This window comes from Paenarthrobacter sp. (assembly GCF_031180005.1).
In the GTDB taxonomy this organism is placed as follows: Bacteria; Actinomycetota; Actinomycetes; order Actinomycetales; family Micrococcaceae; genus Arthrobacter.
Window position 1 is genome coordinate 21981 of record NZ_JAPSHI010000024.1, and the last position, 21201, is coordinate 43181.

Below are 21201 nucleotides of genomic sequence, written 5' to 3' on the forward strand. Positions count from 1 at the left end.
TGATACCGTGCCGAGGCGTTGGGCTCCCGAGATCACCGATTCCAACCACACGGCAGAGGTCACCAAGCACCTGGACAACGTCCTTCCCGCACTGGAGTCCCTGCGCTCGCAGTCTGTCCGCTTGTCCGAGTGGGGGACCGAACTGGCCAAGCGGCTGCTCTCCGGGCAACGGCTGCTGGCAGCGGGCAACGGCGGTTCGGCAGCTGAGGCGCAGCACTTCACAGCCGAGCTGGTTGGGAGGTTCGACGAGGAACGCGCACCGTTCTCCGCGATCTCACTGCACGCAGAATCCTCCGCCGTTACCGCCCTCTCCAACGATTACGGCTACGAGGAAGTCTTCGCCCGCCAAGTGCGCGCCCATGGCCGCGCAGGTGATGTCCTTATTCTGCTGTCCACCAGCGGCCGCAGTCCCAATCTGCTCAAAGCCGTCCGTGCCGCCAAGGAACGCGGCATCACCACGTGGGCGCTCACCGGCCCAGACCCCAACCCGTTGGCCGGCGCCTGCGATCAAGCCATCACCGTGGATGCCATCTCCGCAAACGCCCAGGAAGGTCACCTCATCGCCATCCACGCTGTGTGCCGGGCCTTCGATGCCGAGGTCGCCCGGCGGGCGGGATCATATGGCGCAGCTTCCTCCGGAGAGGGGCAACCATGAGGATCACGGTGGTGGGTGACGTCCTGCTCGACGTCGACATCAACGGGGCCGCCACCCGGCTCAGCCCCGACGCGCCGGTGCCGGTTGTCGACGTCGCCGATGTCCGGCGTCGTGCAGGTGGCGCTGGGCTGGTGGCTACCGTGCTCGCGCAGGACGGTCACGACGTCGCGCTGGTCACCGCGGTATCGGACGACGACGGCGCCAGCCACCTCAGGCGCGCACTGGCCGGAGTGTCGGTGCTCGCCGGAGCCCCGCTCGCCCCGACTCCTACCAAGACCCGCGTGCGAATCGGGACGCATCCCATGGTCAGGTTCGATGAAGGATGCGCGCCCGCCCCCGTCCCGTCCACTACGCGGGAAATGATCACTGCCATCGCTTCGGCGGACGCCATTGTGGTGGCCGACTACGGTCGCGGAATCACCGCCAACACGGATATCCGTGCCGCGCTGAGCGATGCCGCCCATCGCGTTCCGGTGGTGTGGGACCCTCATCCTGCCGGTTCCGAGCCTGTGGAGGGGATCGCCGTCGTGACGCCCAACCTGGCCGAGGCGTTGGCTTCCGCGAAGGCGGGTGGGTTGGAACCGTCGCGCACCGGCGCCGAAGAAGCCGGCCGATACCTGCTCAAGAAATGGGGTAGTGCTGCGGTTCTGGTAACCAGGGGCGAGGACGGGGCGCTCTTGCTGTCAGCCGGTGAACCGGCACATGGCATTCCCGCGCCCAAGACCACCGTCAGCGATCCTTGTGGAGCCGGCGACCGTCTGGCTGGAAGCCTTGCCGTGCATTTGGGGCTCGGACTGGACCTCGCCCAGGCATCCACCAGGGCAGTGGAGGATGCGTCGGCCTTCCTCGCTGCGGGTGGAGCAGCAGCGCTCGCTGTGGCGACTGAAGCGCCTGAAACCAGTCCCGTCGTGGAGCTTAAGGGCCTGGAACTAGTTGACACCGGTGACCTGCACCCGGATGGGGCCCAGCTAGCTCATGCTGTGCGGGCCAGGGGAGGCACGGTGGTGGCGACCGGTGGGTGTTTTGACCTCCTCCACGCGGGCCATGCCCGGACGTTGGCTGCCGCGCGCAGCATGGGCGACTGCCTCATCGTGTGCCTGAATTCCGACGAATCGGTGAGGCGGCTCAAGGGAGCGCGCCGGCCAATCGTCAGCGTCGAGGACCGCGCGGAATTGCTGCTGGCACTCGAATGCGTGGACGCGGTGGTGGTCTTCGGCGAGGACACTCCCGAAGCCTGCCTCACACATATACAGCCCGATATCTGGGTCAAGGGTGGCGACTACACTCCCGAAGAATTGCCGGAAGCCCGCCTGGTTGCGGGTTGGGGAGGGCGGTGCGTCACTGTGCCCTTCCACCCGGCACGCTCCACCAGCGGCCTGGCCGCAGCACTGGCCAAGGTCAGCTGACAACAAGACCGATCAACCGAGAGGAACCGCATGAACACGCAAACACCCGGCCGCGTCATCGTCACTGGAGGCGGCTCCGGCCTTGGCGCTGCGATCGTGGAAGCCATCCGCGACGCCGGCGGCACACCCTTCGTCTTCGACCGCGACGTCAGCAATGTGTCAGGGGCCAAAGCCTTGGAAGTTGACGTCTCCAACCGTGAAGCAGTGGAAGTTGCCGTCAAAGAGGCCGCCGAAACTCTTGGCGGTCTGGACGGTGTGGTGACGGCGGCAGGCATCGACCGCTGCGGCAAGTTAGGCGACGTCCCGGCAGAGGAATGGGAAAAGGTTATCGGTGTGAACCTCCTGGGCACGGTATCCGTAATCCGTGCAGCGTTGCCGTACCTGAAAGGATCCCGCGGCAGGGCCATCACCATCGCCTCCACACTGGGCCTTCGGGCGCTGCCGGATGCCACGGCGTACTGCGCCTCGAAGTTCGGAGTGATCGGCTTCAGCCGTGCACTGGCAGCGGAAACCGGTGGCGTCATCGGCGTCACCACCATCATCCCGGGAGGCATGAAGACCCACTTCTTCGACGACCGGGACGAACAATACAAGCCGCAGGACGATTCCAAGCTCAACGATCCCGCCAACGTGGCACAGGCAGTGGTGTTCGCCCTGTCCCAGCCATTCGGCAGCGAGGTCCGCGAACTCCTTATTTGCCCCGCAGAAGAAGGCTCGTGGCCGTAAGGTCCAGCACGTCCTGAACAACGTCGGCCACGGCGATGCCGCTCACCACGGTGTCGTCGTGGCCGCAGTGCGGTGCCGTCCATCCCACCTGCGTGATATCCGCTCCGCATCGCGGACATTGCGTCACCCAGGACATCTGGATGCGGTGCATGCTCCGGCCACGCGGTCCTGCATTGAAGACGTTCCCCACCCAGAAAATACCCACTGTTGGAGTCCCCAATGCCTGGGCCAGGTGCCGGGGGCCGCTGTCACTGGCCAGCATCACGGTTGCATCCGACAGGAGGGCCGCCAGGTCTCCGATCTCCAGCTCGCCCGCCACGGAACGCACAGCATGGCGGTCAGTCTCCGGGAGGTGCCGTACCGCGAGGTCCGCTACCTCCTGGGCCAGTGCCTTCTCCGAACGGTCACCCACGATCAATACTTGGGCGCCTTCGGCTGCTACGCCCGCGGCGGCTTGAGCAAAGTTCGACGCCGGCCAGCGCCTCCTCGGATCGGTGGCACCCGGGTGGACCACCACCAACGATGCCCTCTGTGGATCCCGTAGTCCAACAATGTTCTGCTGATGCTCAGGCTTGGCGAGCAGGGGAGGGGAAACGATGGTGGGAGCTCCCGCAAGACCCGCCACCTCCAGCCATCGGTCCGGCTCGTTCTGGTAGTAGACGTAGTCCAGGTTGCGCTCCAGCGGCTCCGCATCTTTGGTGCGGGTACCTACGGTGTGCCGTGCACCCAGTCGGAGCAGGAAAGGGTTGGAAAACCGGCCCCCACCGTGCATCTGGCATGCAATATCGAACTCCTTGGCCCGCATGCTCGCGAAGAAGGCCTTTTGGGCCGCCACGTCCTCAGCATCATCCTCAAAGCGCTCGCCGTTGCGGGGACCGTCGTGAACGCCGCGCGCAACGGGGAGCAGTTCGACGTCGTCCACGGGACCTTCCGTAGCAGCCACCACTGCGGCGTGGATCGGGGTGCCCAGCAATGTGACTGTGGCATCAGGGTAAGCATTTTTGAACGCGCTTAGGGCGGGATAGGTGTAGATCAGGTCACCCAATCCGCCACCCCGGAGGACCGCTATCCGCTTCACGTCGCTGAACTTTTCCAGTACTGGTCCAACTCCGAGGTTCACGTTCATCAGCGGGTTCTCCATGGGATGCTTCCTTTCGCTGCCTACGCTGCTGTGCACTGTTCCGGGCCTGCCCTTTGCCGCGAAACTCTCTGGCCGGGCGTGTGAAGCGCGTGCCGCGGGGTACCTGAGGGGAACAGGAAACTGTTGCCCAACCGGAAGGTACCCCATGGCACGCCTATCCAATCAAGAAGGTCTGGCTGACTGGTTGCCGGGCCGCTTGGCCGAGGAACGACCTGTTGTGACGGTCATCGGCGATTCCATCCTTGACGGCTGGTGGGATGGAACCATTGAGCGGTTCTGTCGCGAAGCCCCAGCCCCAGTGGTCCAAGTCCAGCGCCGCGACTTTGCCCCGGGCGGTGCCGCCAACACGGCGATGAACCTCGCCGCGATGGGGGCGGACGTCCGATTCGTTTCACTGGTGGGCGAGGACTCAGGCGGCCACACACTCCTTGAGCAGCTCAGATCGGCGGGAGTGGACGTGTCGTACGTCGTGTCGCATGCCGGAATGACCACCACCACCAAATTCCGCGTGAGCAGCGGCGGGCAGGTGATGCTTCGCCTGGACGATGCCGCCGAGGAGGTCCCCTTGGATGGGCTACGCCAGATGGCCGCTGCCATTCCGCAAGCACTCCCCGGCTCGTCAGCCGTGGTCCTTTGTGACTACGGGGCCGGCGCCCTGGAAGGTGCGGTGCGGGATGTAATACTCGAAAATCTAGGACCTCAAAGTGAGGGCTCAGAAGCCCGCTCTGCCAGTGCCCGACAGGACACCTTGGTAGTTGTGGACGCCCACTATCCAGGACGCTGGGCCCAACTCAGGCCTGACCTCGCTACCCCGAATGCGCAGGAAGCGGCCAGGTTGCTTGGGACTGAGTTCCCCGGGGGCGCTGCCAGGTGTCCCTTTGTGGAAGCCCACGCGGACCAGCTCCTCCGCACCTCAGGTGCCGCAGCCGTCGTCGTGACTTTGGACCGGGAGGGGACCCTGACGATCCGGCCCAACGGCGACTCCCGGAACCCGGCCACCCACCGCACCTGGGCGCGGCCGCAAGCCGAAAAGCAAGCCTCAGGTGCCGGCGATACTTTCGTGGCGGCGCTGACCATAGCCCGTGCTGCCGGATTACCCCTGACCACCAGCGTGGACCTGGCTCAAGCGGCAGCCGATGTTGTTGTGCATCGGCCAGGTACCTCCGTCTGCACCACTGACGAATTGGCAAAGCATCTGCGAGGGTTCGCGGATACTGCACTGACGGATTCTGAGTTGGCCCGGCACGTGGAAGAGCACCGAAGCGAGGGTAAGCGGATTGTGCTGACCAACGGGTGCTTCGATGTCCTCCACCGCGGCCACACCCGCTACCTCAACCAGGCCAAGCAACTGGGCGACGTATTAGTGGTGGCGCTGAACAGCGATTCTTCCGTGCGGAAGCTCAAAGGTCCGGACCGGCCGGTCAACCACGAGGCCGACCGCGCGGCAGTCATCGCCGCACTGAGCTGTGTGGACCATGTCACGGTGTTCGATACCCCAACCCCCATTCCGCTCATCGAGCTTCTGCAGCCCGACGTCTACGCCAAAGGCGGCGATTACACGCCGGAAATGCTCCAGGAAACCGAAGCCGTGGAACGTTACGGCGGCACTGTAACCATCTTGGATTACGTGCCCGAGCACTCCACCACAGCGGTCCTGGAACGCATACGTTCCACGGGCGAAGCCCCGCAGACCTGAGGAAGCAGCCATGCGAATCGCGATTATCGGTGCAACAGGACACGGCGGCACGGAACTGCTGAAGCGGCTCGAGAGAGCACGCTCTGAAGAGGGCGCAGACCTGGAACTGGTGGGCGTCGTCCGGCGGCAACCTGATCCGGATGCCGCGCCATATCACGGCGTGGAGTGGCACACCTTGGATATCAGCACCGTGGAGGATCAACCCGCGCTGGAAGCAGCTTTGGCGGGCGCCGATGCCGTGGTTCATCTTGCGTGGCTGATCCAACCGAACCATGACCGGGAGATGCTGCGCCGGACCAATGTGGCAGGAACAGCCCATGTGTTGGCCGCCGCGCGCAAAGCCGGAGTGGGGCACATCGTGTGCGCATCATCTGTGGGGGCGTACTCGCCGGCTCCCAAGGACCAACGGACCAAGGAAGACTGGCCTACGGATGGCATCCGCAGCTCCCATTACAGTGTGGACAAGGCGGCACAGGAAAGGCTCTTGGACGGTTTTGCCAAGGAGAACCCGGACATAGTGGTGGCCCGGCTCCGGCCCGCGCTGATGTTCAGTGCAGGTGGCGGGAGTGAGGTTGGCCGCTACTTCCTGGGACGAGTCCTGCCTCGATTGGTCCCGCGTAAGCCCTGGCTGCCGCTGCTTGCCGTCCCCAAGGAGATGGTGTTCCAAGCCGCCCACACGGCCGACGTCGCTGATGCCTACTGGCGTGTGTTGGAGCGCAAAGCAGAAGGTGCGTTCAACATCGCCGCAGAGCCGGTCATAGACCCCAACGCCTTGGCATGGCTTTTCAACGCCCGGCGGGTGATGCCGTTCCCGCTGCCGGTGCTGCGCGCCGTCGTCGACGTTAGTTGGCGACTCCGCCTGCAGGTGACCGACGGCGGGTGGGTGGACATGGCGGCCAACGCGCCCATCATGGACACAGCCCGGGCGCATGCACTGTTGGGCTGGTCACCGAAGCATTCTTCGCTGGAGTCACTGGCGGAAATGCTGGACGGGATTGGCGCAGGTAGGGGCCGGAAGGGGTCACCGCCGCTGAGACCGCGCTAGCTTCTACTCGGAGGACAGCACAACGGTGAGAATCCGGCGCAGGCTCATGGCCACCGATGCCGGAGCGTTCACCGGGGCTTGGTCAGCCGCGGCCTCAGCCACGGCATCGCTGAGGGCGTCGATGCTGTCCTTCGCCCTTGCCAGGCGGTTGGCGAGCTCGCCGGACTCCGCGTCCCGCCAGTGGTCCACCACGCGGGCTACAGACTCCAAGGCTTCGGAAAGCGGAGCGACCACGGCATCCGGAATGACAGTCCCGGCGCCCTCCTCCCAGATGGCGCTGGCCAGGACGTCGGTGATGTCCTGGACGTGGAACGTGAGCCGTTCGAGGGTTCGCAGGCCAGCGAGGTCGCTGGGTAGGCGCGTTGCACGACGACGGGACCTGGGGTTCGCTTTGGCGCTGAGTTCAGCTTGGTGCACCGCGGTCCGCACGCCGGCCGCTGTGACCGAGAGTTCGTCGCTGCGGGTTGCCCACGCCTCGTGGTTTGGTGGCCAGGACTCTTCCATGGCTCGAGCCATGTCTTTGAGCTGGCGGGATAAGGCACCTTGGTGTCCGGCGATGGCGGGATCAATATCGTCGAGGTGAAGGGGCGGAAATATTAGCCAGTTCACCGCAAATCCAACCGTGACGCCCAAGGCCATCTGAAGGACGTAGGCGAAGGAGAAACCTTCGGCGTTAGAGTCACCCAGCACCAGCACGAACAGCGCTGCCATGGGAATCCATTCAGAGGCAGTGCCCAGCCGGGGAAGGCCGCCGATGAGCACGCCGAGCCCCACCACCACTGCAACAGCCAGCGCAGTAGGCGCGGCGACGGTGGTGATGGCGAAGGCCATGCCGATGCCCAACACCAAACCCACCAGGCTCTGGAGTCCATGTTTGGCTGAGTCGGCCACTGTGGGGTGCATGCTCACCAAGGCGCCCAGCGGAGCGTAGTACGGATACTCGGCGGCAGGGCCCGGCATAAAGGGTGCAAGGTACCAGGCGAGGCCTGCTGCGACGGCCGTTTTGGCAGCGAACAGGAGTCGGTGGCGGGTGACGGTTTTTCGAAGCGCGGGAATCAGCCGTCGCCGCGTGGGCAGTTGGCTCATTAGACCTACGTTGGCAGGTAAGTCCTCCTGTGTCGAGCGGGAAGCGGTGAAAGTGGGGCACGCCATCTTTTGGAAATTGGGGTGATTAGAACCGTGGCAAGCGGGTACACACCCATTGATAGTAACGATACTTACTATCCCGGCTGCTGTCCGCAGCCTGCCAACTGTGGAAAGAGAGCGACAATGACTGAGAGCCAATCGCCGCAGGACGGAAGCTTCGCGGCGCCACGGACCGGAGCCCATGCAGGGACCGAGCCATTTTCCGGAAGCTACCTCGACTCGCCGGACGTTGAAACGCAAACTGCCGGAACCACCGGAATCAGCGGAACTCCTGCTGGTTCAGGGACCGGTTCTGCCAGTTCCGGCAAGGTAGACACGGCCAAGGAGGAAGCTGCGGGAATGGCCGGAGCGGTATCGGATGCTGCAGGTGGTGTAGTGGACACTGCCAAGTCCGAGGCCGGCCATGTAGCCCACGAAGTCAAGGTAAACGCACGGCAGCTGCTCACGCAGACCAAGGGCGAACTGACAGACCAGGCCCAGGTCCAGCAGCAGCGTGTTGCCGAAGGCTTGCGTTCCATCTCTGACGAACTGTCCACCATGGCCAATTCAAACCAAAACGGTGGCGTTGCCACGGATCTGGTCCAGCAGGCAGCCCAACGTTCTTCCTCCATCGCCCAGTGGCTGGAGGGCCGGGATCCCGGCTCACTGCTGGACGAAGTCAAAGGATTCGCGCGCCGCAAGCCCGGCGCCTTCCTGCTGCTCGCAGCCGGAGCCGGTGTCCTTGCAGGCCGGCTCGGCCGGGGTATGGCCGACAACTCGCCAATGGGTGGCACGTCCAGTGGAAGCACCGGCACCACAGCCGAGCAGACACCACAAGCCGTCTATTACCCGACGCAGGGCGGCGCAGTAACGCCTCCGGCTGTGGACCTTCCAGGCCCCACCACCACCACAGCCGGTTATGGATCGGCCACCACCACCGGCGCAGCAACCGGTGGCGCAGCAACTGGTGGCGCAGCAACTGGTGGCGCAGCAACCGCGGGTTACGATGCCGGTACCACGGGCGGCTACGACGGATCGACGCTGCCGTACCCGGAGACAACCGCCGGTGGAGTCAAGGCACAGGGGGACCCGCTTGCTGGAGCAATTGATCCGGAGAGTCCGCTTGATCCGGATGACCCCCAGTACGGAGGTCCCCGATGAGCAGTCCCGCCGACCTGCCTCACACAACAGCCCATGAGAAAGCGGAAAACCTTCCCCTTGGTGAGCTGCTGAGCGACCTGACGCGCGACGTCTCCACGTTGATGCGCCAGGAAGTGGAGCTGGCCAAGGCGGAGCTGAAGGATTCCGCCACCAAGGCCGGCAAGGGCGCGGGAATGCTGGGCGGAGCTGCATACGCCGGCCACATCACCGTGCTGTTTCTATCCATCGCCCTGTGGTGGGCCTTGGGCCAGCTGGTTGGCCTCGGTTGGTCCGCGGTGATCGTTGCGGTCATTTGGGGAATTGTTGCTGCCGTCTTGGCAGCGATGGGCCGCAAGGAACTGAACGCCATCAAGGGCATGCCCCGGACCGCTGAGACGGTCAAGGAAATACCTCCCGCTTTGAAACCAAACACTGAGGAGACACGATGACGCAGAACCCCGACGCCCTGCGCGCCGATATCGAAGAAACCCGCCGGCGGCTCAGCACCAACGTTGATGCCGTGGCTGACAAGGTCACGCCTTCGCACATCGTCAACCGCCGGGTGGACAAGATCAAGACGGCCGTCTTCGGCGCCAGCGATGACGTGCAGCACAGGGCCAGCGACGTGGCTCATCAGGCCCAGGATGCCGTGTCAGGTGCGGTCTCAGACATTGGCGACGCCCCTCAAGCGATCACCCGCAAGGCCCAGGGCAGCCCAATCGCTGCCGGCCTTATCGCCTTCGGAGCGGGATTGCTGGTCTCTGCGCTGATTCCGCCATCGGACAAGGAGCGCGAGGCTGCCCAGGCATTGAAGGAAGCTGCCCAGCCGCTCACGGAGGAGCTCAGCCACGCTGCCCAGGAAGTTGCCGAGCACCTGCGCGAGCCCGCTCAGGACGCGATGCAGAACGTCAAGGACACTGCCACGGAAGCCGCAGCCAACGTCAAGGACGAGGGCCAGACAGCAGCAGCCGACGTTCAGGACCGCGCACAGACGGCCAAGGACAACGTCAGCAACCAGTAAGCTGCCCCGCTCACCCAACTAAGTAGCACTTCAGGTCGTTTTGAGCTCTCAGAACGGCCTTAAGTGCTACTTAGTTGGGTTTGCTGCGACTGGGGGTGTGGAGTCCCTAACGCACTTCGAGGATCAGCTGCAGCAAGCGGGCGGCGGCCGGACGGGCGGCGTGCTCCTCCGCCCACTGAGCGCGTGCCAAGGCTTTGCTCACGGCCTGGGTAGTGATGCCGAGCTCCTGGGCCACGGTCTTCTGTTGGCCCCGGACGCCAGGCGTGAGCAAATCCAGCACCCGCCATTCGGCGGGGCTTCTGTGCAGCACAATGTGCCCGAGGAGCCTCAAAACGGCTTCCGCTTCCGAGGCCAAGGCTGTTATGGGGCCATCAACGGCTACGGGGACACGTTCTTTGCCGTTGCGCAGCCGATCGACTGCCCGTCGGGCGTAAACAAGGCCATGCCCCGAGGCATCCTTGACCAAATTGGGCAACGGCTCGTTGATGGGTCCCACGCCGATTCCCACGTACCACCGGCCTGTCCGGAGGGCTATCAGGGCCGTCTCCACAGCTTGATGGCTGCAATCGACGATGCCCTGCACCTCATCCTCAACCGAGCGATCAAAGTCGAGCCGCGCGGGAATGTGCCGCAGGTCCTTGAGCAGCTGCGGCACAAGGTCGCCGTCACGGCGGCTGTCGCGTTGGTTGATGGTGAGAGTGAACATAGTTGATCACATGCTACCGGCTGGTAGCAGCTCTGCAAGGGCAAAATTTGCCCTTTGTTGAGTAAGGGTGGTCAGTCAAGCGCCGTACGTCCGGTGAGTACGACGGCGGGTAGCGCACCTGATGTGGCGCGGACAGCGTCGGCCATTCCTGCGTCACGCAGACTTTCCTGGACTGCACTGACCAAGGGCCACGGATCCTCGTCGGAGGCGAAGACCCAGAAGATTTCCCGGGCTTGGAAAACCAATGCATTGCGCCCACCTGCACCCAACGAAACCTTCTGGCGGGCCACCAATCGGCGGTCGGGATTGCTGCCGTCGGCCGTGGTCACCGCCTTCAGGCTCCCGGGCACGATGTCACTCCAGGGAATCACAACCCGGGTGTGCTTTTGGGAGTACTTGGCCACCATTCCGCGGTCGAAAACCAGCACCTTCCGGAAGCTTCCTAAAAGAGTCATCCCCCACAGCAACGATCCGGTGAGAATGCTCGCGGTGATGAACAGCGCCGGGTCGCTGAAGTGTCCGGCATCCCTGGTGGAACGAATTGGGCTGACGAATTCGGCAATGGTCCCGAAGACGAAGCCCACTACCAAACAGGGGATCAGCGCCTTCCAGAAGATCCTGCGTGAGGATGCGACATATCGAAGCTGGCCGAGCTCAGGTGCGAGCCTGCGCTCCACCCGGCGAACCAACCAGTTACGGCCGCGCATCCGGACGCTGGCCGTAGAGGTTGGGCATGTTCCGACGCTCCGCTTCGGAGGCCTGTTCTGCGGCGACTACCTTGGGGTCCGGGACAGGCTGTTGGCCTTGGGCGATTCCCGAGCGCCGGTCAATAGCTGCAAACTTCGGATCCCAAGTGTCGTCTCCGCCGCCACTTATTGCGGACGCAATGAGCATAACCACGAAGAACGGGAAGAAAGACCAGCAGATGGCGCGCCAACCACCCAACCATGCTCCCGCCGTCGTGCCGTTCTTGATCCGCACGGAGCGCATGCCGGCGGCTGCATCGCCCACGCTGCCCACGGATCCCCAGATCATCCCGTAGACGAACAGCCCCACGAACCAGAGGACAACGTAGAGCGTCAGCCACAAACCATCGTTGTACCCGAGTGCCGAGCCGCTGTTCATCATGGATTCCCGGATCACAGCAGCGATCACGGCCAGAACCATGTAACCAACCACGAACACCACCGCATCCAAGGCGCGGCCCCAGAAGTGGGCGCCTGCCGAGGCCTTGACGAAGTACGCGCCGGTTTCAGGGTGGCGGCGAACGGGGCGGCCGTTGACAGCGTCAAGCAGCCCGGTGACTGTTGTGGACTTCGAAGTGCTCATGAGGGGCTTTCAGCTCGACGGCGGTGTACGGCTTGGGTGCTAAGGGTCAGGCCAGTCCCGCAAGTCCACCGAGGACGCGGGCCAACGATGCTGCAGACGTTTCCTGCAGCTCGAACGACACTGATTCAGTCTGCTCCGGGGCGCCGGACTCCGGGGAACCCTCCGCCCGTGGGGTCAGCACGTGAACGCTGGAGGGGCCGGTGTACACGGTGACCGTGGGGAACTCGTTGGTATCGGAATTGAAAGCCACTACGTTGCTCGCGGCTTGGGTGTCGGCCAAGGCCGTGGCGGCGTGTGCCTCGAACTGGGCTTCCGTGTAAAGGGCAGGTTCGGTGTCGCGGGCTGCGGCCTGCTGGGGGTCTACGAACTCGGCCAGACGCGGAACCAGCTGGTCGCGGGTGACTACGGTGAAGCCGTGCAGCCCACTTTCGTCCACTTCTTCCAGCAGGACGCCTTCATCGTGAAGGTAGCCGTAGAGCCAACGCTTGCCGGTGGATACGGTACGTTCCACGGAAACTACGCTGCTGCCGCTGCGGCGCAGAGTGAGGGCGCCGGTGATTTCTTCGGTGGCGTGCAAGCGCGACGGCTCGGTTTCACCCTCGAATACCACCGGATAAACGAGTTCCTTGGCGAGCAGGCCGCGCAACGCGACAGCGCACATCAGTTCCTTGCTGGCGTCCTGCGCAGATAGCCACGGCAGGGCAACCAGCTGTTCGTGCTGGACGCCGTCCAGGGCCACAACTTCCTCATCGGTCAGCGTGGGCAAAGGCGCACCGATTGCGCTGGCCGAGGCCAGGACCTTGGCCGCGGCCTCAATGTCCCGCTGGGTCCATTTCATGGTGCTGGTGGTCATCCGAATATCCCTCCGACAAAGTTTCCGACTGACTTGGCGGCGTCACTGACCCCGTCTGCCACCTTACTGCCTACGTCCTTGGCGAAGCCTGCCACCTCCTTGGCCCCGTCAGCGATGTAACTGCCGGGGTTGCGGGCGAAGTTGCTGATGGAGTCCCAGTTATCAGCTACGAGGTTACCCAATGCCCACGCGCCCGCAACGATGCCGGCGCCGATCACGATTGGAGCGCCGATCGGTCCCAGGAGGGCTGCGCCGCCGGCTGTCATGAGCATGATGCTGCCGACGCCGCCCACCACGGACAAGCCGCCGGCGACGCGGTCACCAGTGCCGCGCCAGCCGTCGTGCTCGGGGTTGATCATGTCGCTGATGCCGCCCACGATGTTGAGCGGCGCCGCCAGGGCTCCGGCAATGCGGAGGCCCTTGGAGAACTTGCTGGCCTCCTGGAAGGCCTGGCTGTAGGGGATGTTTGCCTTGAGGTCGGTGAGGACATCAGTGACTTTCTCACCGTTACGCAGCGCGGTCATGGCGTCGCGGACCACTGTGCCACCGGCCCGCCAGTTGGTCAGGACCTCTCGGGTCTTCACCCATTCTGCGTTGCCGAGCTTGAGGTACTTGTACGCCGTCCACAGCGGAGCAGCCACACCCTTGACGCCCATGGCGGTGTCGTAGACGTCCTTGAGGACACCCACTGAGGTGCCTGATCCATCATTGTGGCTGGCGAACTCTTGCTGATTGGCGTGCTTCTTCAGTTGGCTCGCATTTTCGCGCAGCATGTTGGCGGCCTTTACGAGGCTCTGCCGGTGCTGGCTGTTCCAGTCGCCCTTGAATACCGTGGCGTCCCGGCCCTGCCACGCCGTGGTGGAGTTGATCGCGTTGGACAACTGCGTGCTTTGCAGGCTGATGGCGTCGGCGGCCTTGCCCATCACACCCGCCAGACTGCGAAGCTGCGCGATGTCCGCGCCGTAGAACCCAGCCATATGGAACCCCCTGTGAACATGCATCGAAAAGTCTGGTCCCAGCCTAGGCGGACCCGCAAGCTGCCGCGATGGGGAGACATGCCCATGTGTATAAACCGTTAAAGAACGACGGCGGCAGGTGGGGTCCCGGGGGAACCGCACCAGCCGCCGTCGAGCATCAGGCTTTTAACGCCAGGAAAATCAGTGGCCTTCGGCCGAGAAGCGCTTGATGGAAGCTTCCAGCTCGGCTTCGGCAGCGGCGCGGTCGCCCCAGCCTTCAGCCTTGACCCACTTGCCGGGCTCCAGGTCCTTGTAGCGAGTGAAGAAGTGCTCGATTTCCTTGACCAGGAATTCGCTGACGTCGCTGACTTCCTGGATGTGGTCGAAACGTGCGTCGACGGGGACGCAGAGGACCTTGGCGTCTCCGCCGCCGTCGTCGGTCATGTTGAAGACGCCGATAGGACGGGATTCAACGATGACACCGGGGTGCAGATCGAAGTCCTGCAGGAGCACCAGTGCGTCCAGCGGGTCGCCGTCTTCGCCCAAGGTGTTCTCGAAGAAGCCGTAGTGCGTGGGGTACTGCATGGAGGTGAACAGGACGCGGTCCAGGCGGACACGGCCGGTTTCGTGGTCAACTTCGTACTTGACGCGCGATCCCTTGGGGATCTCGATGGTCACGTCGTGCTTCATGGAATGCTCCTTGACGGGTGTGGGTGGGGCGCGGCAGGCAAAAGCGCAGCCGGCGCCGCCGACTACTATTGAGGATATAGCGAGAGACCCGGGTTTCTTGAACCGGCGGGGACATTTCAGGACTGACAGGACCAAGCAACTTCCATGATGGGCGTTAAAAACGGGGGTGCCCGCAAGCGGGTGCCTGCGGCGTGGGGGCGCTTTACATGGCCGGTGCTGCTGACCACCGTTTTGCTGTGTCTCGGCGCCGTGGTGGTTGTGGGGATGTTTCCGAACCTGCTCATTTTCCCCAAGGCCCCACCCCCCGTTCCCTCCTGGCAGCAGGTGCCGGACCGTCTTTCGGGTGCCAGTAGCGTTCTTCCGTTGGATGCCGCAGCGCCTGTCCCGGTTGCGAGCGAGGTGGCGAGGCTCCTGGACGTCACTCTCAAGCCGGACGGTGCGGGCAGCATCAGCGGCGTAGTGATGGACGCATCCACGGGCCAGGTTCTTTTTGACCGCGAGGCCAACGCCAACAGGATTCCGGCCTCGAACATGAAACTGTTGACCGCTGTCGCAGCCTTGAAAGCGCTCGGGCCCGACTCAAGGTTCACCACTCGCGTGCTCGCTTCTGACAATCCCTCCACAGTGGTGCTGACCGGGGGAGGGGACGTTCTGCTGGGCGCGCCTGCTTCCGAGCCCACTGCTGTTCTTGGCCGGGCCGGACTGGCGTCCCTCGCCGCGGACACTGCCGCCGCTTTAGCGTCGGCTGGGGTGCGGGGGCCTATCACCGTGCAAGTTGACGACTCACTATTCAGTGGCGCCACCCTAAACCCCGCGTGGAGTTTGGACGATGTCGCCGCCGGGGAAACCGCGCCGTTGTTCTCCTTGGCGTTGAACTCCGGCCGTTACGCCCAGGACGTTCTGACTGGTCCCCGCCCCCAGGATTCCGCCATCACCACCGCCCAGGCGTTCGCCGAGCAGTTGGCCGCGGCCGGCGTAACGGTGAATCCCGGCGTCGAACGCGGTAAGGGTCTTCCCGGCAAAGAGTTGGCAGCTGCTGAGTCCGCAACCGTGAGCGAGCAAGTGGACCTCATGCTCGAATCCTCGGACAACTTCCTCGCAGAAGCGCTGGGCCGGATGACCGCCTTGGCGTCCGGTCACGAGGGAACGTACGACGGCGCTACTTCGGCCGTGCGGCAAAGGCTGGGGGAGCTGGGGATCGCCACGGATTCGATGCAGCTGGCAGACGTCTCGGGCCTTGCCTTGGAGAACCAGGTCACGCCCCGGCAATTTGCCGAGGTTGTCCGTGCCATTACCAGCGGTCCGGAGCTTGCTTTGCGGACCGCGCTCGACGGTTTCCCCGTGGCAGGACTCACCGGGACCTTGGATGACAGGTACGGCGAGGCAGGTACGTCCGAGGGCGCAGGACTGGTGCGCGCTAAGACCGGGACATTGAATACGGTGATCGCATTGAGCGGCTACGTGGTGGACGCCGATGGCCGGCTGCTGGTGTTCTCCTTTATCGGCAACGGCCTGGACCCGGGAGCGTCGGGCAACAAGGTGGCCATGGACCGTTCGGCGTCAGTGTTGGCTTCGTGCGGGTGCCGGGGCTAGTCCTCCGCGTGGAGCGAACTTAAGGCACACTGTCAGCCTCGTGTGGTCTGATGGAACGTATGGTGTCATCTGCCCGAGAATCGTCAGCAGGGGCCCCGTCCCTGATCAATTGGGACCTGGCCGCCTCTACGGCTGCCCGGCTTGCCCCTCCTGGTCCGGAGCTTAGCGCCGGGGAGATTGGCAAAGCCGTGGACAATCTGCGCTTCAACGCGGATATCTCCGTCCCGCACGTGCATGACATCACCGGCTTGGACGCCGCCAGGGATCTGAGGGATTCGCACGTTCTGGTGGTGGATCGAGCCTCGTGGTCCAAGGCCAATACCCAGAGCTTCTCGGTGATGCTCCAACCTGCTCTGAAGAAGATGCTTGAGAGCCGCAGTGGAGTCGCGATGACCCCGGCGGCGGCCGCTACCAGCGGCGCCATCACTGGCACCCAACTTGGCGCTGTGCTCGCGTTCCTTTCAAGTAAAGTCCTCGGCCAGTACGATCCTTTTGCTGCGCTGGCCCCGGATTCCAACGTTCCCCCGGGCGGCCGACTCCTGCTGGTGGCGCCGAACATCATCTCCGTGGAGCGCGAACTCAACGTTCATCCGGACGACTTCCGTCTCTGGGTTTGCCTTCACGAACAAACCCACCGGGTCCAGTTCGCCGCCGCGCCGTGGCTCCGTCACCACATGCTGGATGAAATCGAGAAGCTCAGCGGCAATCTCCTGGGCAATATGGATACTCTGGTTGAACGCGCCAGCGCTGTAGCCAAGTCCCTGCGCGACCGTAACCCCTCCGAGAAAACGCCCGGCCGTGGCGCCATCCTGGACCTTCTCCAGAACCCGGAGGAAAAGGCGTCCCTGTCCCACATCACGGCCGTCATGAGCCTCCTCGAGGGGCACGCCAACGTGGTGATGGATGCCGTGGATTCGAGCATTGTTCCCTCCGTGAAGACCATTCGCCAGCGCTTCAACGACCGTGGCAAGGACCGCGGCGTGGTGGAGAAGTTCATCCGCAACCTCCTAGGCCTGGACGCCAAGATGCGCCAGTACACCGATGGCGCCAAGTTTGTCCGCGAAGTTGTTGCCGTGGCTGGCATGGAGGGCTTCAACCGGGTGTGGGAATCCGCCGACTACCTGCCCACCGAGGAAGAGATTCACAACTCCAGGCTTTGGCTTGAGCGGATGGGGCTTTGAGCGTACCTGCCGGTTCCGCCGTCGGTTCTTCAGGTAAGGGTCGACGGCGTCCGGGACGTCTGGCACCGGTCGTCGGTAAGGCCCGCAAACAGTTGCAGAACGCCTTGGCTTCTGCGGGCTACCCGTCACATGTCCTTGTAGCCTGCAGCGGAGGCCCGGATTCCTTGGCTTTGGCAGCCATCGCCGCGTACTTTGCCAGGCGGGGTCACGTGGATGGACACCCAGTGTCTGTCGCGGCCGTGGTGGTGGACCATCAACTGCAGGCTGGTTCCGGGGAAGTCGCTTCCCGGACTGCTGCCGTGTTGCGTGAGCTGGGACTATCTCCGGTGGAAGTGCGCGCTGTGGAAGTGGCTGCCACGGGGTTTGGTCCCGAGGCTGCTGCCAGGGACGCCCGTCATGCTGCCTTGGAGTCCGCCGCCGACCACCTTGGCTGCGATGCGATCCTGCTCGGCCACACCCTGGACGACCAAGCCGAACAAGTACTCCTGGGTTTGGCTCGTGGCTCCGGAACGCGCTCCCTTGCTGGCATGAGGCTCGCTCGCGGACGCCTGCTCCGGCCGTTCCTTGGCCTTCGCCGGGAGGAGACGCTGGAAATCTGCCGGGTCGAGGAGTTGTCTCCCTGGCATGATCCGAGCAACTCCGACCCCGCGTTTGCGAGATCCCGGACGCGTGTTGAAGTGATGCCCGTGCTGGAAGAGAAGCTGGGTCCGGGCGTGGCCGAGTCGCTTGCCCGGACCGCCGCGATCCTGCAGCAAGATGCCGATTTCCTCGAAGATCTGGCCAAGGAGACTTATCTCTCACTGGTCCAGCGGGAGGGCGGCGACGCCTGGCTTCCCGAGGACGCCGTTCGTGAACTGCCCGCAGCGCTCAGGTTCCGTGTCATTGCGAAGGCTGCGGCCGACGTCGGGGGTCAACAACCCGGCTACGGGCGCCTCCAAGCTGCGGAAGCGCTGCTTCGCCGGCAAGGTTCAGCAGGGCCTGTTGAGCTTCCCGGCCACGTGAGTGTGTACCGTTTGTCCCTCAGCGATTTGGAGCAGGAACGGTCTGTGTCATCAGGTGCTTCAACTTCAGATGCGACTGGTGATCCGGGTAAGGGCGGTCCCCGCGAAGCCGCGCGCTGTGGGAAGCTAGTATTCCGGCATCAGAAACCGTCCCAACAGTAGCCGCACCCGAGCATCAAAACAGGAGCCATTGGTGGATTCAAACGACGTCCAGGCAGATCTCAAGCACGTTCTTTACACCAAAGAGCAGATCCAAACGCGTATCGCGGAACTCGCGGCGCAGATCGACAAGGATTACGAAGGCCGCGACATCCTCATCGTCGGTGTCCTCAAGGGCGCGGTCATGGTGATGGCCGACCTCGCTCGTGCACTGCACAGCCACGTCAGCATGGACTGGATGGCTGTCTCTTCCTACGGCTCGGGCACCCAGTCCTCCGGTGTTGTTCGAATCCTCAAGGACCTCGATACCGACCTCATGGGCAAGGACGTCCTGATCGTAGAGGACATCATTGACTCCGGCCTGACCTTGTCCTGGCTCAAGTCCAACCTCGAATCCCGGGGCACGGCCAGCGTGGAAATCTGCACGGCTTTCCGCAAGCCGACGGCTGCCAAGGTGGAAATCGACGTCAAGTACGTCGGGTACGACATCCCCAACGAATTCGTGGTCGGTTACGGTCTCGACTACGCCGAGAAGTACCGCAACCTGGACTTCGTGGGCACTCTGGCCCCGCACGTTTACGAGTAAGCCCCGCTCTACCCGTTTGCGCCGCTGCACCCTTTTCCGCCGTTTGCACCTGTAACCTCTGGTGCGCCTGGCGGGAGTGGGTGCGGCGTTGGTGGTTATAGGGGCGCGTTTGGGGGGAGTGGGTGCGGTAGCGGGAACTTGAACGCCTGAACCTGCCCGTGCGCTAAGCCCTCGCGCTAAACTGGACCATGACCGGTGCACCTGCCCGTCTCTTGACGTGGCTCGCCGTCATGGCGACGCTCCTCACGGCCTGCACTCCTGCGGTCGATGTCACCGAGACCGATGCCGGCCCACCAATTGCGAGCTCTTCCGTCGCTCCAACCCCGAGTGACGTCGTCACGGTCCCGACGACGACTGCCACGAAGTCGGCGGTTGCCGAACCGCCGGCACCGCCACAGCCTCCGCCCGCACCACCTGCCGCGCCCCAGGCTTTCGCCATTAACCTCTACCAAGAGGGGGACTTCGTTCCGCAGTACACCTTTGACTGGTGTGTTGCTGCAAGCATTCAGATGGCGCACAACCTCATCGACGATACCGGGGGCGGTTCGTGGGCATCCTCCGCGCAGCAGAGCGAACTGTGGGAGATGGCCCGCGCGCGGTCATCCAACTCCTTCAACGGCGCCAACCCGCGGGGCTGGGCGCAGGTGCTGACCGAAGTTGGAATGGGGCCATATACCGTGGTCAGCATCGCCACCTATGAGGACACGCTGCAGACGGCGGCCCGCGCCATCGCTGAGACTGGCCGACCAGTGGGGTTGGTCATGTGGAGTGGTCGTCATGCCTGGGTCATGAGTGGTTTTGAGTCGATAGGTGATCCCGCGCAGTTCCCGGAGTTTCAAGTCACCGGGGTACACGTCCTGGATCCGCTCTACCCTTATGGCAGCGGACAATGGGGTCCGTCCCCAGAGCCCAACAGCCTGCTCTCCCCGGAACAACTGGCCACACAGTTCGTGGTCCGGGAGCCGCGTCGCTGGAGCACTGACCTGCCCACGGGTTACCTTCTGGTCCTCCCAGTCGCCGCGGCCTGACCGGCCCAAGCCCGTCAGGCCCCACGCAGGGACCGCAGGCCTCCATCGTTCAAGATTCGTGTGAACGCCCTTGGATTCATCATGTCGGACCAGTCCCAGCGAACAACGGTGAGGCCCAGTGCCCGCAGTCCGTTCTCCCGGGCTTTCTCGGCCATGACTGCCTGTTGGATCGTCTGGTCTCCCCGCAGTTCTTTTCTCAGATACTTCCCATAGCCATCAAATTCCCCCACCAGATCGAGTTCGGGCCACCAAAAATCTGTTCGGGCGGTACGTCCGGTTTTCAAGGTAAACGAACCTTGAAGGCTGGGGACGGGGAAGTTGAGCAGAATCATTTGCGCGCGACTCATGGATTCCCCCACCGACTCGGACTTGTCTGTGGACAATTCGAGAATCATGCCGGCGCGTCGTTTTCTTGACTGATTGGTGAGGGCGGAGACAGCTCCAGTCAGCTCGTCCACGCCCGACGGAGGACCCCATGGCTTGTCCTTGTTCCAATTGTCGACTTCAAGAGGGTCGCCCCATCTCTGGTTCCGCCGACTGGAGTCCACAATGGCTAAGGCCTCAGCAAAGTTCAGGGAAGCGGCCAGCTCTATTGTCGTGCGAACCTTATCCGTGACCCGGAATCCGCCGAGCTGGGCTATCCCGCTGTCACAGGCGCCGAAACTTCTGCGGATCCCATGTTTTGATCGACCACCGCTTGGGTCCGCAGTCACAGTGCACAGATGCTTCGGCACGCCCACGACGCCGAGCCCCCAGAGGAGCGCCGCCGTCTGGAAATTAAAGATGGGAGGGGTCCTGGTGGTATTGACCAGGGCAGCTGCTTGAAGTCCGTGCCGTTGGCGCTCGTTCAATTCCGCCCAATAAGCAGAACGGGCGTAGGTGCCCCGTCGGACTCGGACCAATTCGCCGCGTTTGGCCTGCTTCGCGAGTTGGCGCGCATCCTGTCCAATCCGTGTCGCGTCAGAGGCGAGTATGAGTTCTTGAAAGGCCATGGGTCTACGCTCCCCGGTCCCGGGCGAAGCCGAAAGCTCCAGCCTCAGCTATGTGGAAAACGGCCGAGAAAGGGCCGCACCCGTTTCCGCCGTTCGCGCCCGGTAGTGGCCACGTCCGCGCCCTTTTCCGCCGTTCGCACCAGTGGTTAAGGGGGCGATTGGCGCGAATGGG

Annotated in this window: 22 protein-coding genes; 13 read left to right on the forward strand and 9 right to left on the reverse strand. The window is 63.8% G+C overall.

All coding sequences use genetic code 11. From position 1 onward, the window contains the following. Positions 1-7: 7 nt before the first annotated feature. The 3 genes from RIF72_RS15820 to RIF72_RS15830 are packed head-to-tail and all read left to right on the forward strand — an operon-like array spanning position 8 to position 2787. Positions 8-655 carry an SIS domain-containing protein gene (locus RIF72_RS15820; RefSeq protein WP_309075822.1) on the forward strand — a complete coding sequence of 216 codons (648 nt, stop codon included), beginning with the start codon at positions 8-10 and terminating at the stop codon, positions 653-655. After that, the gene (locus tag RIF72_RS15825) at positions 652-2061 is read left to right on the forward strand and encodes a PfkB family carbohydrate kinase (protein ID WP_309075795.1); all 1410 of its coding nucleotides are present in this window, start codon (positions 652-654) and stop codon (positions 2059-2061) included. The genes RIF72_RS15820 and RIF72_RS15825 overlap by 4 nt, the downstream gene beginning before the upstream one ends. Before the next feature lie 30 nt (positions 2062-2091). Beyond that, complete coding sequence (locus RIF72_RS15830; RefSeq protein ID WP_309075796.1) at positions 2092-2787, forward strand: SDR family oxidoreductase; 696 nt, start codon at positions 2092-2094, stop codon at positions 2785-2787. Here RIF72_RS15830 and RIF72_RS15835 read toward each other — a convergent pair. Beyond that, positions 2753-3928 (reverse strand): glycosyltransferase family 9 protein, encoded by a 1176-nt coding sequence (locus RIF72_RS15835; RefSeq protein ID WP_309075797.1) that lies wholly within the window; start codon positions 3926-3928, stop codon positions 2753-2755. The genes RIF72_RS15830 and RIF72_RS15835 overlap by 35 nt on opposite strands. Before the next feature lie 145 nt (positions 3929-4073). Here RIF72_RS15835 and rfaE2 point away from each other — a divergent pair, with 145 nt between their 5' ends. Beyond that, complete coding sequence (rfaE2, locus tag RIF72_RS15840; RefSeq protein WP_309075798.1) at positions 4074-5624, forward strand: D-glycero-beta-D-manno-heptose 1-phosphate adenylyltransferase; 1551 nt, start codon at positions 4074-4076, stop codon at positions 5622-5624. A gap of 10 nt (positions 5625-5634) precedes the next feature. After that, positions 5635-6669, forward strand: coding sequence for an NAD-dependent epimerase/dehydratase family protein (locus RIF72_RS15845; RefSeq protein WP_309075799.1), 1035 nt, complete (start codon positions 5635-5637; stop codon positions 6667-6669). A gap of 3 nt (positions 6670-6672) precedes the next feature. Here the strand turns inward: RIF72_RS15845 and RIF72_RS15850 are convergent, their stop codons facing one another. Next, the gene (locus tag RIF72_RS15850; protein WP_309075800.1) at positions 6673-7755 is read right to left on the reverse strand and encodes an FUSC family protein; all 1083 of its coding nucleotides are present in this window, start codon (positions 7753-7755) and stop codon (positions 6673-6675) included. Between the two features lie 183 nt (positions 7756-7938). Here RIF72_RS15850 and RIF72_RS15855 point away from each other — a divergent pair, with 183 nt between their 5' ends. From RIF72_RS15855 to RIF72_RS15865, 3 genes are read left to right on the forward strand one after another with little or no spacing between them, the layout of a single operon-like run. Beyond that, complete coding sequence (locus RIF72_RS15855; RefSeq protein WP_309075801.1) at positions 7939-8955, forward strand: hypothetical protein; 1017 nt, start codon at positions 7939-7941, stop codon at positions 8953-8955. After that, complete coding sequence (locus RIF72_RS15860) at positions 8952-9383, forward strand: phage holin family protein (RefSeq protein WP_309075802.1); 432 nt, start codon at positions 8952-8954, stop codon at positions 9381-9383. Before RIF72_RS15855 ends, RIF72_RS15860 begins: the two co-directional genes overlap by 4 nt. Beyond that, positions 9380-9955, forward strand: a complete 576-nt coding sequence (locus RIF72_RS15865; RefSeq protein ID WP_309075803.1) for a DUF3618 domain-containing protein — start codon at positions 9380-9382, stop codon at positions 9953-9955. The genes RIF72_RS15860 and RIF72_RS15865 overlap by 4 nt, the downstream gene beginning before the upstream one ends. Before the next feature lie 106 nt (positions 9956-10061). Here RIF72_RS15865 and RIF72_RS15870 read toward each other — a convergent pair whose 3' ends face one another. The 6 genes from RIF72_RS15870 to RIF72_RS15895 all read right to left on the reverse strand — a co-directional run bounded on the left by RIF72_RS15870 (position 10062) and on the right by RIF72_RS15895 (position 14489). Further along, entirely contained in the window at positions 10062-10661 is a 600-nt protein-coding gene (locus RIF72_RS15870; RefSeq protein ID WP_309075804.1) for a hypothetical protein, read from the reverse strand. A 71-nt stretch (positions 10662-10732) separates the two neighbouring features. Further along, the gene (locus tag RIF72_RS15875; protein WP_309075805.1) at positions 10733-11368 is read right to left on the reverse strand and encodes a hypothetical protein; all 636 of its coding nucleotides are present in this window, start codon (positions 11366-11368) and stop codon (positions 10733-10735) included. Then, positions 11355-11990, reverse strand: coding sequence for a hypothetical protein (locus RIF72_RS15880; RefSeq protein ID WP_309075806.1), 636 nt, complete (start codon positions 11988-11990; stop codon positions 11355-11357). Before RIF72_RS15880 ends, RIF72_RS15875 begins: the two co-directional genes overlap by 14 nt. A 46-nt stretch (positions 11991-12036) precedes the next feature. Continuing rightward, positions 12037-12843, reverse strand: a complete 807-nt coding sequence (locus RIF72_RS15885) for a hypothetical protein (protein ID WP_309075807.1) — start codon at positions 12841-12843, stop codon at positions 12037-12039. Then, complete coding sequence (locus RIF72_RS15890; protein ID WP_309075808.1) at positions 12840-13820, reverse strand: hypothetical protein; 981 nt, start codon at positions 13818-13820, stop codon at positions 12840-12842. The genes RIF72_RS15885 and RIF72_RS15890 overlap by 4 nt, the downstream gene beginning before the upstream one ends. A gap of 180 nt (positions 13821-14000) precedes the next feature. Beyond that, a complete protein-coding gene (locus tag RIF72_RS15895) occupies positions 14001-14489 on the reverse strand; it encodes an inorganic diphosphatase (protein WP_014920365.1) in 489 nt (162 codons plus the stop codon). Positions 14490-14636: 147 nt separating this feature from the next. Here RIF72_RS15895 and dacB point away from each other — a divergent pair, with 147 nt between their 5' ends. The 5 genes from dacB (at position 14637) to RIF72_RS15920 (ending at position 20037) form a co-directional block, all read left to right on the forward strand. After that, positions 14637-16082, forward strand: a complete 1446-nt coding sequence (gene dacB, locus RIF72_RS15900; protein ID WP_309075823.1) for a D-alanyl-D-alanine carboxypeptidase/D-alanyl-D-alanine-endopeptidase — start codon at positions 14637-14639, stop codon at positions 16080-16082. A 59-nt stretch (positions 16083-16141) separates the two neighbouring features. Continuing rightward, a complete protein-coding gene (locus tag RIF72_RS15905; RefSeq protein ID WP_309075824.1) occupies positions 16142-17263 on the forward strand; it encodes a zinc-dependent metalloprotease in 1122 nt (373 codons plus the stop codon). Positions 17264-17355: 92 nt separating this feature from the next. After that, on the forward strand, positions 17356-18426 hold the full coding sequence (gene tilS, locus RIF72_RS15910) for a tRNA lysidine(34) synthetase TilS (RefSeq protein ID WP_309075825.1): 1071 nt from the start codon (positions 17356-17358) through the stop codon (positions 18424-18426). Between the two features lie 31 nt (positions 18427-18457). Further along, positions 18458-19009, forward strand: coding sequence for a hypoxanthine phosphoribosyltransferase (gene hpt, locus RIF72_RS15915; RefSeq protein WP_011772910.1), 552 nt, complete (start codon positions 18458-18460; stop codon positions 19007-19009). Positions 19010-19197: 188 nt separating this feature from the next. Then, entirely contained in the window at positions 19198-20037 is an 840-nt protein-coding gene (locus RIF72_RS15920; protein WP_309075809.1) for a hypothetical protein, read from the forward strand. Between the two features lie 14 nt (positions 20038-20051). Here RIF72_RS15920 and RIF72_RS15925 read toward each other — a convergent pair whose 3' ends face one another. Continuing rightward, positions 20052-21029: a type IV toxin-antitoxin system AbiEi family antitoxin domain-containing protein gene (locus tag RIF72_RS15925; protein WP_309075810.1), complete on the reverse strand. Its 978-nt coding sequence runs from the start codon at positions 21027-21029 to the stop codon at positions 20052-20054. Between the last annotated feature and the right edge of the window lie 172 nt (positions 21030-21201).